12 protein-coding genes are annotated in these 13,172 nt (G+C 65.2%); 5 read left to right on the plus strand and 7 right to left on the minus strand.

Annotation, left to right across the window (positions count from 1 at the left end; translation table 11 throughout):
• Positions 1–5: 5 nt before the first annotated feature.
• The 5 genes from E4S58_RS12610 to E4S58_RS12630 are packed head-to-tail and all read right to left on the minus strand — an operon-like array spanning position 6 to position 4,884.
• Positions 6–1,067: a siderophore-interacting protein gene (locus tag E4S58_RS12610; protein ID WP_136636743.1), complete on the minus strand. Its 1,062-nt coding sequence runs from the start codon at positions 1,065–1,067 to the stop codon at positions 6–8.
• On the minus strand, positions 1,060–1,890 hold the full coding sequence (locus tag E4S58_RS12615; RefSeq protein ID WP_136636744.1) for an ABC transporter ATP-binding protein: 831 nt from the start codon (positions 1,888–1,890) through the stop codon (positions 1,060–1,062). Before E4S58_RS12615 ends, E4S58_RS12610 begins: the two co-directional genes overlap by 8 nt.
• A complete protein-coding gene (locus tag E4S58_RS12620; protein WP_420821279.1) occupies positions 1,887–2,933 on the minus strand; it encodes a FecCD family ABC transporter permease in 1,047 nt (348 codons plus the stop codon). Before E4S58_RS12620 ends, E4S58_RS12615 begins: the two co-directional genes overlap by 4 nt.
• Positions 2,930–3,970, minus strand: a complete 1,041-nt coding sequence (locus E4S58_RS12625) for a FecCD family ABC transporter permease (protein ID WP_136636745.1) — start codon at positions 3,968–3,970, stop codon at positions 2,930–2,932. Before E4S58_RS12625 ends, E4S58_RS12620 begins: the two co-directional genes overlap by 4 nt.
• On the minus strand, positions 3,967–4,884 hold the full coding sequence (locus tag E4S58_RS12630; protein WP_136636850.1) for an iron-siderophore ABC transporter substrate-binding protein: 918 nt from the start codon (positions 4,882–4,884) through the stop codon (positions 3,967–3,969). Before E4S58_RS12630 ends, E4S58_RS12625 begins: the two co-directional genes overlap by 4 nt.
• A gap of 399 nt (positions 4,885–5,283) precedes the next feature.
• On the opposite strand from E4S58_RS12630, the gene E4S58_RS12635 reads away from it, so the two are divergent.
• Positions 5,284–7,425: a TonB-dependent siderophore receptor gene (locus E4S58_RS12635; protein WP_136636746.1), complete on the plus strand. Its 2,142-nt coding sequence runs from the start codon at positions 5,284–5,286 to the stop codon at positions 7,423–7,425.
• Between the two features lie 36 nt (positions 7,426–7,461).
• On the opposite strand, the gene E4S58_RS12640 is transcribed toward E4S58_RS12635, so the two are convergent.
• Positions 7,462–8,337, minus strand: coding sequence for a helix-turn-helix domain-containing protein (locus E4S58_RS12640; protein WP_169052667.1), 876 nt, complete (start codon positions 8,335–8,337; stop codon positions 7,462–7,464).
• A gap of 127 nt (positions 8,338–8,464) precedes the next feature.
• Positions 8,465–9,328: a MurR/RpiR family transcriptional regulator gene (locus E4S58_RS12645; protein WP_136636748.1), complete on the minus strand. Its 864-nt coding sequence runs from the start codon at positions 9,326–9,328 to the stop codon at positions 8,465–8,467.
• A gap of 118 nt (positions 9,329–9,446) precedes the next feature.
• Between E4S58_RS12645 and E4S58_RS12650 the strand changes: the two genes are divergently transcribed.
• Genes E4S58_RS12650 through E4S58_RS12665 form a run of 4 tightly spaced genes read left to right on the plus strand, consistent with a single transcriptional unit; the run spans position 9,447 to position 13,161 of the window.
• Complete coding sequence (locus tag E4S58_RS12650; protein ID WP_136636749.1) at positions 9,447–10,208, plus strand: N-formylglutamate amidohydrolase; 762 nt, start codon at positions 9,447–9,449, stop codon at positions 10,206–10,208.
• A complete protein-coding gene (locus E4S58_RS12655; protein ID WP_136636750.1) occupies positions 10,205–10,750 on the plus strand; it encodes a TRAP transporter small permease subunit in 546 nt (181 codons plus the stop codon). The genes E4S58_RS12650 and E4S58_RS12655 overlap by 4 nt, the downstream gene beginning before the upstream one ends.
• Positions 10,740–12,068: a TRAP transporter large permease gene (locus E4S58_RS12660; protein WP_136636751.1), complete on the plus strand. Its 1,329-nt coding sequence runs from the start codon at positions 10,740–10,742 to the stop codon at positions 12,066–12,068. Before E4S58_RS12655 ends, E4S58_RS12660 begins: the two co-directional genes overlap by 11 nt.
• A 55-nt stretch (positions 12,069–12,123) precedes the next feature.
• Positions 12,124–13,161, plus strand: a complete 1,038-nt coding sequence (locus E4S58_RS12665; RefSeq protein ID WP_136636752.1) for a TRAP transporter substrate-binding protein — start codon at positions 12,124–12,126, stop codon at positions 13,159–13,161.
• The last annotated feature ends 11 nt before the right edge of the window (positions 13,162–13,172 follow it).

Here is a 13,172-nt window from a genome sequence, read left to right on the forward strand (position 1 = left end):
GCGGCTCAGGCCGACCAGTAGTAGGCCATGTAGCTTTCGTCGATACCGACGCCCAGATCGCCGCGGAACCGGGTCTTGGCACGGCGGACAAGATCCTTTTCGGCGGCGATCCAGACGTGACGGTCCGGGCCTTCGGGCGCGTCGATGCGCGACAGGTGATCCCAGAGCGTGTCGCCCGTGCTGCGCAGGACCCAGGTCAGCGCCATGCCGTCGGGGCGGGGCAGGTCGCAGATATCCGCCGCGCTGCCGACCTCGATGAAGACCGATCCATGACGATCCGCCGGAGAGGCCGCAAGGATCCGGCGCATCGCGGGCAGGGCGGTTTCGTCCCCGGCCATCAGCATCGCGGTTCCCGTCGGGAAGGTGCCGCTGCCGGGGCCGGTGATGCCGACCTCCGTGCCGGGGGTGGCGGTCGTGGCCCAGGTGGTTACCCGCCCGCCCTCGTGTTCGAAGACGTCGAAGGTGAAGCGGCCCGTCGCGACGTCGAGGTCGACGAAGGTGTAGGGCGCGCGGTGCAGCGCATCCGCCCCCGAGGGCCAGAGCGTGCGGCCCCGGTCATCCAGCGTCAGCCAGACCGGATCGCGCCCCGCGGGCGGCAGGAGAAGCGAAAAGTGCATGCCCTTGCCCTCGGCCAGCCGCCGGGTGTCGTCGCAGGCCAATTCCACCCGGATGAAGTTCGGCGCGACACGCCAGCTGCGGCAGAACCGGGCCAGCGCGAAATTCGGCGGGCGATTGTCGCGGGCGATGTCGCCCTGCCAGGTGCCGCTGTCGGTCAGGCCCGGGGCCGCTTGGTCGAGGATATAGATCAGGTATTCCCGGATGTTCTGCAGGATCACGGCGTCTTGGGCCGTTATCCCGATGGTCAGGACCGGGCCCGCGCGGTGCAGATCGACCCGGGCATCGGGGGTGCGCACGATCAGGCGGTCTTCCGTTTCCTCGGCCAGCAGATCGGCTTCGCGCACATGGGCGGCGATATGCGGGAACAGGTCGTCGGGCATGGCACCGTCAAAGCGGACTTGGGCGGTGGCCTTCGTCGTGGTCGTGGGCATGGGGGCTCCGTCAGGCATTGCGCATCTCCGGCGGGTGTTGCGGGGTGATCTTTCCGTGTCGGCCCATGGGCAGCATCATCGGCTTGCCCGAGGTCGGGTCTTCCATGATGGCGCAGCGCAGGCCGAAGACCTCGGCCACCAGGGTTTCGGTCAGAATCTCGGTCGGGCGGCCCGCCGCATGGACGCGTCCGTCGCGCAGGGCGACGAGGTGGTCGGCATAGCGCGCGGCAAGGTTCAGGTCATGCAGGACCATCGCGATCGTGGTGCCGCGGCTTTGGTTCAGATCGACCAGCAGATCCAGCACCTCGACCTGGTGCGCAATGTCGAGAAATGTGGTCGGTTCGTCCAGCAGCAGGATGTCGGTGTCCTGCGCCAGGGCCATGGCGATCCAGACCCGCTGCCGCTGTCCGCCCGACAGGGCGTCGACGTCGCGGTCGGCCAGATCGGCGGTCTGCGTCGCCTCAAGCGCGCGGGCGACCGCAAGGTCGTCGTCATGGCTCCACCGCGACAGCAGGCCTTGGTGAGGGTGGCGGCCGTGGCTGACCAGGTCGGCGACGGTGATGCCATCCGGGGCGATCGGGGATTGGGGCAGAAGCCCCAGTTGGCGGGCCAGATCGCGGGCCGGGATCTGCCGGACGGACCGGCCATCCAGCACGACCTGCCCCGCGTCGGGACGCAGCAGCCGCGACAGGCAGCGCAGCAGCGTGGACTTGCCACAGGCGTTGGCCCCGACGATGGCGGTGATCTCTCCGGGCGGGATGGTGAGGTCAAGCTGGCTGAGGATCGCGCGTTGGCCATAGCCGGCCTCGATGCCCTCGGCCTTGAGGATGGGGGCTGTCATGTGGTGCCTCCTGCGCGGTTGGACCGGATGATCAGGTAGATGAGGTAGGGCGCGCCCAGGGCGCCCGTGACGATGCCCACGGGATAGCGCGCGGCCAGAAGGTGCTGGCCCGCGTAATCGCCCAGCAGCACCAGCGCCGCGCCGACCAATGCCGCCGGGATCAGCGGCGACCGGCCCGGTCCGGTCAGGCGCAGGGCGATCGGGCCCGACAGGAAGGCGACGAAGGCAATGGGGCCTGCCACGGCGGTGGCCACTGCGATCAGCCCGACCGCCGACAGCACCACCAGCGCCTTGTCCCGCGCCAGCGCCACGCCAAGGGCGGCGGCGGTGTCGTCACCAAGGCGCATGACCTCGAGGCTCGAACGCAGCCGCATCAGAAGGCCGCCGAACACCAGCAGCGACAGCGCCACCGGCAGGGCCTGATCCAGCGTCGCGCCGTTGACGCTTCCGGTCAGCCAGCGCAGGGCGTCCTGCAGGGTCCAGGCGGGCGCGCGCGACAGGACGAAGGCGATCACGCTGTCCAGCATGGCCGACAGGCCGATGCCGATCAGGATCAGCCGCGCGCCCGCCACCCCGTCCTGCCAGGCCAGAAGGTAGATCGCCAGCGCCACCCCCAACCCTGCAAGGACCGCGAGGACTGAGACCGCAGGCCCGCTCCAGCCGAGGATGACGATGGCGAAGACCGCCGCCGCGCTGGCGCCGGAACTGATGCCGATGATGTCCGGGCTGGCCAGCGGATTGCGCAGCAGCGTCTGGAAGATCACGCCGCCCAGGCCAAAGCTCATCCCCGCCAGCACCGACAGGACGGCACGGGGCAGGCGCAGGTCGCGCACGGTAAAGCTGACGCCGGGGACATCCGCGCCCATGAGAACCCGCAGCACATCCATCGGCGGGGTCAGCGACTGACCCAGGCTGAGCGTGAGGGCGATGCCTGCGATCAGCACGCCCGCGATGATCGTGATGAGGCGAAGCCGGGCGCGGCCGCGGCTGCGGCGGGTGGCGGCGATCCGGGCGATCAGGGGGGCGTCGGCGGGCAGGCTCACAGGTCACGCACCCGGCGTTTCCGCACGATCCAGATGAAGACGGGCGCGCCCAGGAAGGCGGTGACGATGCCCACGTCCATCTCGGACGGGCGGGCGATCAGTCGGCCCAGCACGTCGGCCGCGATCAGCAGGATGGCCCCGGTCAGGGCCGAGAAGGGCAGAAGCCAGCGGTGATCCACCCCGACCAGCAGGCGGCAGAGGTGCGGCACCACCAGCCCGACAAAGCCGATCGGGCCACAGATCGCCGTAGTCGCCCCGCACAGAAGCACCGCGCCAAGCGCTGCTGCGGCCCGCGCCCAGACCACCTGCGCCCCAAGGCCCGCGGCGGCGTCGTCGCCAAGCGCCAGAAGGTTCAGGCTGCGCGCCGACAGAAGCGCCAGCGCCAGCCCGGCGATCAGCAGGGGCAGCACCGGCAGGATCGCGTCAAAGCTCGCGCCGCCCACGCCGCCGATCTGCCAGGACCGCACGCCGCCCGCGATGTCGTTGCGCGGCAGGATGATCGCCACGGTAAAGGACGTCGCGGCGATGGTCGTTGCGGCACCGGCCAGGGCAAGCTTGAGCGGTGTCGCGCCGCCCCGGCCGAGCGAGGCGATGGCATAGACGGCCACCGCCGCGATTCCCGCGCCCAGAACGGCGGTCCAGAGATAGGCGCTCAGGCTTTGGATGCCGAACCAGGCCATGCCGATCACGATGGCCATCGCCGCGCCCGAGTTGATGCCGAGGATACCGGGATCGGCCAGCGGATTGCGCGTGACGCCCTGAAGCACCGCGCCCGCCAGCCCAAGTGCCGCGCCGGCCAGAACCGCCAGCACCGTGCGGGGCACGCGCACCGCGACCACCGCCTGTGCGATGGTGTCGGACTGGCCCCGGACCCCGGCCAGGATGTCGGCCAGGGCGACGTCGCGGGTGCCGAAGCTGACCGACAGGATGCAGGCGCCGACCAGCAGGGCCAGCACCGCGACAAGCCAGCCCAACCGAAGGCTTCGGCTGCGGCGCAGGGCGGCGAGGGGCAGGTCTGTCGCGGAAACGGTTGTCATTGCGCCTTGCGGGCGGCCTCGGCCAGCAGGGTGACATAGTCGTCCAGCACCCAGGGGATCGACAGCGGCGTCGGGTTCGCGGCGGTGCCCACGGGATCATTGCCCAGCAGGACGACGGCTCCGTTTTCCACCGTCTTCATGCGCGAGGTCAGCAGGTTCTGCTTCACCGTGTCCAGCAGCATGCGGCCGCCGTAGGTGATGACGATGTCGACGTCCGCGAAGGCGTCGATGCGCTCGGCGCTCATCTCGCCGGAATATTGGCCGGGGCGCGTCGCCTCCTGCACGCTTCGCGGTGAGGTCAGGCCAAGATCGGCGAGGAACTTCACCCGCGTGTCATTGGCGGAATAGAAGCGGATCACGCTGAGGTCACGGACATCCAGATGGGTGACGAACATCGCGGACTTCCCCGCGATTTCGGGATGTTCTGCAGTGACATCAGTGATCTGACCTTCGATCCGCGCGATCAGATCCTCGCCCTCTTGGGCCATGCCGAGGCCCGCGGCGTTCAGGCGGATCATCTCGCGCCAGTCGGTGGACCAGGGGCCGTCGCGAAAGGGGATGACCGGGGCGATCTTGCTGAGCGTGTCGTAGTCTGACCGGCTTAGCCCGGAATAGGCGGCCAGGATGATATCGGGCTGGCTGGCGGCAACGGCTTCGAAATCGATGCCGTCCCCTTCGTCGAACAGCGGCGGGGCCTCGGCGCCCAGCTCCTCAAGCCGGTCGGCGACCCAGGGCAGAAGGCCGTCGCCATCATCATCGCCGAAATTCGCACGGGCAAAGCCGACGGGCACGATGCCAAGGGCCAGCGGCACCTCGTGATTGGCCCAGGCGACGGTGGCGATGCGAACAGGTTTGGCCGTCACGGTGGTGCTGCCGAAGGCATGATCGAGTGTGACCGGAAAATCCTGCGCCATCGCGCCACTGCAGGCACATACCAGCGCGGCAAGGATCAGACGCAGCGATCTGGGGAAATGGGCCAAGGACTCATGCCTCCGTTAGGGTGTTGCCGAATAGGCAAGTCTTTCAGTCGGATTTCCATCTTGCCCCATGGCCGTCAAGGCGAATGGCCTGCCAGAGTGGCGGTTATTGCATGCGATATGCATCTTTCCGGGGTTTCTGACAAAAAAAGTAGGTTTATACAATACACCTTCCCGGCAGACTGTATTACCAGCCACGGCGCAGCGTGCGGTCTTCCCTGTTTCGGGGTGACGGATCGTGGGGGCTGCGGACATGCCAGTTGATTTCAGCACGCGCCCGACCCTCGCGGACCGCCAGCCAGAATCGCCACTCACTCGAATTTGCGGAACGTCGCCATGGGGTCCTCGACCAACACTCGTCACCATTTCCTGTCCGGGCCCGCGCGGCTTGGCTCACTTCTTCTGGGATGCACGGCGCTGGTCGCCAGCCCGCTGGCCGTCGCGGCGCAGGAGGGCGGCGAGGCCGGCACCTATCGCCTGTCGCCGATCACGGTGGACCTGAGTTTCGAGGCCGACGACGACGCCAATTCCATCGTCGCGACCGAGCTTTGGACGGGCGGCAAGGTCGCCACCAGCGTTCTGGACACGCCCGCCACCGTGTCGGTCGTGACGCAAAAGGACATTGAACAGCGCAATGCCGACAAGGTCGAGGACGTGCTGGAATACACGCCGGGCGTCATCACCGACTACTACGGCACCGATGACCGGAACGATTATTACCTCGTGCGGGGATACCAGGCTTCGACCTACCGCGACGGGCTTACGCTTGGCACCATGCGCGGCGTCCGCGAGGAGCCCTATGCCTTCGAACGGCTCGAGGTGATGAAGGGCGGGAACTCGACCCTCTTTGGCACGTCCGATCCGGGCGGCACGATCAACTTCGTGACCAAGTCGCCCAGGTTCGAACGCTTCGGAGAAGTCTATGGCAGCTATGGGTCTTACGACCACAAGGAGTTGGGGTTCGATTTCGGTGACGTGCTGAACGATGACCAGACGCTGGCCTACCGGGTTGTCGGCAAGGTCCAGAAGGCGGGGCTTGAGTATGCCAATTCGCGCGATGACGAACAGTTCTTCCTAGGCAGCCTCGCCTGGGCGCCGACAGATTACACGAAACTGACCTTCACGGTCGATTACCTGAAGCGTGACGGTTCACCGAACAGTGGCGGCTATCCCCTTGATCAGCTGTATGATCGCAGCCTTTTCTTCGGAGAGCCGGGCTTCAACTATCACGATGTGGACCGGCTGACCGTGTCGACCGCCTTGCAGCACGAGTTTGAAAATGGCCTGCGCCTGACCGCGAACCTGCGGTACAGCGATCTGACGGACAGCTTCGGCTACCTGTACCTCAATGACAGCGCGGGCCGGGTGGGCACGCTGGTACAGCGCGACATCTTCGGCGGTGACAGCACCGCGAAAGAGCTGATCGGCAACGCGATCCTGCAATACGACACGACCATCGGCGGCGTCGACAGCAGTACGCTGGCGGGGGTGGAATTCCGCGACGCCTCGAACAGCTCGTCGAACTTCTACACCTTCAACTACGACCAGACCGACGTGGCGAACCCGACCTATGCCGGGCCGCCCGCCACGCCCGCGCCCTATAGCGTGCAGGCCAACGACTATACGACCAAGTCGATCTTCGTGCAGCAGAACCTGTCTTTCGCCGACCGGCTGGTTGCGACAGTGGGCGTGCGCCACGACTGGATGGATATCACAAACGTCGACAGCTCTTCTGGCACACCCGCGACGACCAGCGGCACCTTTTCGGAAACATCGTACCGCGCGGCACTGACCTACAAGGTCACCAGCGAAGTGTCGGCCTATACCAGCTATGTGCAATCGGTCGCGCCGCCGTCCATCGGGATCGAACCCGAGCGGGGCGATCAGTACGAGGTCGGGGTGAAGTATCAGCCCGAGGCCTACAACGCGATCTTCACCGCCTCGGCCTATGACCTGACCAAGAAGAACGTCGTGGTGCCGGTGGTTCTGCCGGGCGGCATGATCGTGCGTCAGACGGTCGGGGAATCCCGCGTGCAGGGGTTCGAACTTGAGGCCAAGGCCGAACTGGCGGATGGGCTGAGCCTGAGCGGCGGCTATACCTACCAGAAGTCGACCTATGTGCGCGGCAACGTGCGTGGCACGACCGTGGACGGCAATGAATTTGCCACCGTGCCGAACCACATGGCCTCGGTCTGGCTGAACTACGACCTGCCGGGGGCGGGCGCCCTGGGCAAGATGTCCGTCGGGATCGGTGCGCGGTATATCGGGCCGTACTACTACAACGTCTACAACAACAGCGGCAGAAGCCCCGAGCAAACCTTCATCGATGCGTCCTTCGGGTACGACGTCGCCGAGAACACGCAATTGACGGTCAATGTGTCGAACCTCTTTGACAAACAGTACGTCGTGGGCAGCGGAACCGCGGATTACTACAACAATGGCCGCACCATCACGGCGGCGCTGCGCCACAGCTGGTGAGGCCGGGGCCGCCCTGTCGGGCGGCGCCATGCGCGCTTAGACCGGCCGATGCCCCCGTCGCCATGCGGCGGGGGTTTCGCCGATGATCTGCCGAAAGATGCGGGTCATATGGGCCTGATCGGAAAAGCCAAGGCGGTCGGCGATGTCGGCGACGCTCAGGTCGGTGTCGATCAGAAGGTCCTGCGATTGTTCGACCCGGCGGGCCAGTTGCCACTGGTGCGGGGTCTGGCCGGTCGTGTTCTTGAAAACCTGCGAGAACCAGCTTTCCGACAGGTTCACGGCTTCGGCCATCTGCGCAATGCTGAGCCGTTGCCCGTTCGCAGCCTCGAGCCGGGCAGTGACCCGCCGCATCTGCGCCGTGGTCAGCCGTGCGTTGACCGGATCGCTGGCTGGCTCTGCCAGGTCCAGGACGCCGGCCAGCAGGCTGGCTGCCAATGTCTCAAGAAACAGATCCGGCCGACGGTTTCCTTGCACTTCGCCGACAATCACCCGTCCGATCGGTTCGAGATCGGTGATGATGTCGCACGCCGCCGGATCGGCCAGAAGCCGCAGCGCGTCGGGCCGGGGCAGGAGCGGAGAGAGCACCTGCGCCGCCCACCCCAGATCAAGGTGGATGTCGAGATGGGCAAAGTTCAGATCCCGCGTGAAGGTCGTATCCATCAGGGCGCCCGCGGGCACGTAGATCGCCTGTGCCAGTGGGCGCGAGCCCATGGCGTCGACGACCTGGATCGACCGGACATTATCGAAGAACAGGCTGATGCGCGGATTGGCCGACAGGTAATGCCCCTTGGCGCCGGCATCGCCCCGGGCCTCCCAATAGGCGGCAAGGATGTTGTCGGTCAGCCGCCATTGCACAGGCCTCAGGCAATGGACCTTCTGCGTTTCGCCGGTGAAATCGTGCTTGTAGCCCAAGGCGGACTCCGGGAGATGGGATCTTCGGATGGCTGCCGAAAGCATCGGGCGCACCTGCGCCGGTCCGGACTCGCGTGAGCGCGCAGTCTAGGCCCGCACCCGGAGGGAGGCAAGATCGCCCCCGCCGTCAGGCGCCGCGGAAGATGCGCGATTCCCCGATCATCTCTTCCAGCGTGGCGATCCGTTCGGCGCTTGAGGCCGAACACCGCGTCTGCACCTCGGCCACCAGTGCCTCGACCAGGAAGCTGATCGCGAGCGTGCTGTCCCAGGCCGAGGGGACCTCGACCATGGCGCGCAGGGTGTGGGTGGCGCAGCGTTCGATCGGCGATCCCCAGGCATCGGTGAACAGCACGATGTTGGCGCCCTGCTGCACGGCCAACGTCGACAGTTTCTCAAGCTCGCGCTCGTACCGGCGGATGTCGAAGATCACTAGGGTCGACTGCGCGTCCATGTCCAGCAGGGCCTGTGGCCAGGCACTGGGCGAACTGTCCAGCAGCGTGACCTGCGACCGGATGATCTGAAGATGGTTGAAAAAGTAGTGTGCGTTCGACCGGGTGATCCGCCCGCCCAGCAGGTGCAGTCGTCTGTTTGGGTCCGACAGAAGCGCGGCGATGCGGTCGAACTCGGCCAGGTCCAGCCGGTCGAGCGTGCGGTTGATGTTGTCCGAAACCGCCTCGGCAAAGCGGGACACGATGTGGTCGCGGGCGTCCTGCCGCGCCGCCTGGAACTTGGCCAGCGGCTGCTTGATACGGGCGGCGACTTCTTCGCGCATGGCATTCTGCAGGTCGGGAAAGCCTTCGAAGCCCAGCTTGCGCGCCAGCCGGATGACCGTGGGGGTCGACACCTCGGCGATTTCGGCCAACCGGGTGATGGACTGCAGCCCCGTGACCAACCCGTCCGCCTCGAGCACCGCGCTGAGCTTGCGTTCCGATGCGGTCAGCTCGGCCTGCCGTTCCTTCAGCAGGTCGCGGATCAGGGGGCGTCTCTCCAACTCTGTAGCCTTTCTAGACAAACTTTGTGTCGTTGAAGAAAATATTACAGGTATATTCTTGACAGGCCAGAGTTTCCTGTAGTGATCATGACACCAGCAGCCGAGGGGACCATTTTCCGTGCACAGCGACGCACATAGCGCCGAGATCATCCGCGCAGACGGGGCAGGGCCGATCGTGTTCGCCTGCGACCACGCCTCTTGCGCGATACCGGCGGGCTATGATGGCCTTGGCCTGTCTGAAGACGCCCGGCGGTCGCATGCCGCCTGGGATATCGGCGCGCGGGATCTGGCGCTGGCGCTGTCCGATGCCTTCGATGCGCCGCTTGTTGCCAGCCGTGTGTCGCGACTTGTCTACGACGTGAACCGCCCGCTCGAGTCACCTACGGCCATTCCCGAAAAGAGCGAAATCTTCGACGTGCCGGGGAACCACGGTTTGTCTGACGCGGATCGTCAGGCCCGGTTCGACAGCTGCCACGCGCCGTTCCATTCAGCGATTTCCGATGTGCTCGACGCGCGCGACGACGCCCCGGCCTTCGTGACGATCCACAGCTTCACGCCCGTCTACAACGGTGTCCGGCGCGACGTCGAAATCGGCTATCTGCACGACCAGGGCGATGCGCTGGCCCGCGCTGCGCTCGAGGCCGAGCAGGCTGCGGGTCGCTATCGCGCGGCGTTGAACGAACCCTACGCGGCCTCGGACGGGGTGACGCATACCCTGCGCCTGCACGGCGAGGCCCGCGGGCTTCCCACCCTGATGATCGAGGTTCGCAACGACCTGATCGACACGCCTGATACTGCTCGCGAAATGGCGACACATCTGGCCGAGGTGTTGAGGCAAAGCCTGAAGAGCATCGCGCAACCGAAGGAAAAGTCAGCATGAACGCCCTTCGTCGATATGTCGCGATCGTGGACACGGTGAACTATGGTCTGGGCCGGGTGATCATGTTCGGCATCTTCGCCCTCATGGCGGTTCTGGCCTGGTCCACGGTCTCGAAGGCCGTCTTCACGCCGTCGCTCTGGACCCTGGAAATGGCGCAGTTCGTCATGGTCGGCTACTTCATGCTGGGCGGGCCCTATTCGATCCAGATGGGGTCGAACGTGCGGATGGACCTGTTCTACGGAGATTTCAGTCCCCGCAAGAAAGCGTGGTTCGACAGCTTCACCGTGCTGTTCCTGGTCGTCTACCTTGGCATCCTTCTGTGGGGCGGAATCGAGTCCACCCAGTACGCCTTCCAGTACGGAGGAGAGCGCAGCGCCTCGGCCTGGCGGCCCTACATGTGGCCGATCAAGGTGGTCATGTGCATCGGCATCACCCTGATGTTGCTGCAGGCCCTGTCCGAGCTGGCCAAGGACATCATCTTTCTCAAGACCGGAGAGCGTCCGCAGGGCCGTGCCGACAAGGAGGCCTCCGATGCCGTATGAACTGATCGCGATCCTCATGTTCTCGTCCATGATGGTGATGCTCTTTACCGGGCAGCGGGTCTTTGGCGCCATCGGCTTTGTCGCCGTGATCGCGGCGGTGCTTCTTTGGGGGGACCGCGGCGGGTACGACATCGGATTTTCGGCCGCGATCAAGGTGATGCGCTGGTATCCGCTGCTGACGCTGCCGATGTTCGTCTTCATGGGGTACGTGATGTCGGAAAGCCGGATCGCGGATGACCTCTATAAGATGTTCCACGTCTGGATGGGCGGGCTGCACGGTGGCCTGGCGATCGGTACGATTTTCCTGATGGTTCTGATATCCGCGATGAACGGACTTTCCGTCGCGGGCATGGCCATCGGGGCGACCATCGCGCTGCCCGAACTGCTCAAGCGGGGCTATGACAAGATCATGGTGACGGGGGTCATTCAGGCCGGATCGTCGCTTGGCATCCTTGTCCCGCCCTCGGTCGTGCTTGTCCTTTACGCGATGATCGCGCGGCAGCCGGTGGGGCAGCTTTGGCTGGCCGGGGTGCTGCCGGGGCTGATGATGGCGGCGCTCTTCGTGATCTACATCGCGGTGCGCTGCCGCTTGAACCCGGCGCTTGGCCCGATCCTGCCGAAGGAAGAACGCGAAGCGGTGCCGCTTGGAGAAAAGCTGCGCCTGTTGCGCGCGGGTCTGCTGCCGCTGGCGATCTTCTTCATCATGATGGTGCCCTTCGTGAACGGCTGGACCTCGCTTGTCGAAAGCTCGGCCATCGGCGCGATGTCGGCCTTCCTCGCCGCGGTGTTGAAGGGGCGGATGACCTGGACCGTGTTCGAAACCTGCCTGCGTCAAACCCTTGGGATCACGTGCATGTTCATGTGGATCATCCTGGCGGCGCTGGCCTTCGGCGCGGTCTTCGACGGGCTGGGCGCGGTCAAGGCGATCGAGAACCTGTTCACCGAACAGCTGGGCCTCAGCCCCTGGGTGATCCTGATCCTGATGCAGCTGTCGTTCCTGGTCATGGGCACCTTCCTCGACGACACGGCCATGCTGGTGATCGTTGCGCCGCTTTACGTGCCGCTGGTGGGGGAGTTGGGCTTCAACCTGATCTGGTACGGGGTTCTGTACACGATCACCTGCCAGATCGCCTATATGACGCCGCCGTTTGGCTATAACCTGTTCCTGATGCGGGCGATGGCGCCGCCGGAGATCGGGTTGAAGGACATCTACCGGTCCATCGTGCCCTTCGTCGGCGTCATGGCGGTGGCACTGGCGATCGTGATGGTCTTCCCGCAGATCGCGCTCTGGCTGCCGGAGCTTGTGTATTCAAGATGAACCAGAGACCGGGGCAACCGGTTCGCAAAATTCGAAACCAACAGGAGAGAAAGACATGACAACAAGACGTTCCTTTATTCGCGGGGCCGCCACGGCCATCCCCGCGACGCTGGCGGCCCCCGCCATCGTCAAGGCGCAGGATGCCATCAAGTGGCGGTTCCAGACCTACGCGGGTTCGGCGCTTGGTGAACAGGTGACGAAACCGATCATCGACTACATCAACACCGCCGCCAACGGCGAGCTTGAGATCGAGCTGTTCTATGCCGACCAGATCGTCCCCACGGGCGAACTGTTCCAGGCCATGCAGCGCGGCACGATTGATGGTGTGCATTCGGATGATGACTCCATGGCGTCGCCGACCCCGCTGCGCCAGTTCGGCGGCTATTTCCCCTTTGCGACCAAGCACATCCTCGACGTGCCGGTGCTGTTCAACCAGTACGGCCTGAAGGAGATCTGGGAAGAGGAATACGCCAAGGTCGGCGTCAAGTGGCTGTCCGCCGCTGGCCAGGACCCGTGTAACTTCAACACCAAGAAAGAGATCACGTCCGTCGCCGATCTGGATGGTCTGAAACTTTATACATTCCCGACCGCGGGCCGTTTCCTGGCACAGTTCGGCGTCGTTCCGATGAACATCCCCTATGAGGATGCGGAAGTTGCCGTACAGACCGGTGAGCTTGACGGGATGGCCTGGTCGGGCATCACCGAAGACTACACCGTCGGCTGGGCGGATGTGACCGACTACTTCCTGACCAACAACATCTCGGGCGCCTGGATCGGGTCGTTCTTCGTGAACGAAGGCCGTTGGGCCGATCTGCCGGACCACCTGAAGACGCTGGTCATGTCGGCGATCGAAGCGGGCCACACCTACCGCAACCAGTGGTACTGGGGTGGCGAGGCCAAGCTGCGGGCGACCGGCGACAAGCTGGAACTGCGCACCGTGCCGGCAAACGAATGGGCCGAGGTCGAGAACGCCGCGAAGGTGTTCTGGGACGAAGTCGCGCAGGAAGGCGAAGTGCACCAGAAGATCGTCAACATCTTCAAGGAATACAACGCCGTCATCAACCAGGCAGGCCCGCCGTACACCAACGGCTGATCGCCTTATCA

It is taken from the genome of Pseudooceanicola onchidii (genome assembly GCF_004959925.1).
GTDB lineage: Bacteria > Pseudomonadota > Alphaproteobacteria > Rhodobacterales > Rhodobacteraceae > Pseudooceanicola > Pseudooceanicola onchidii.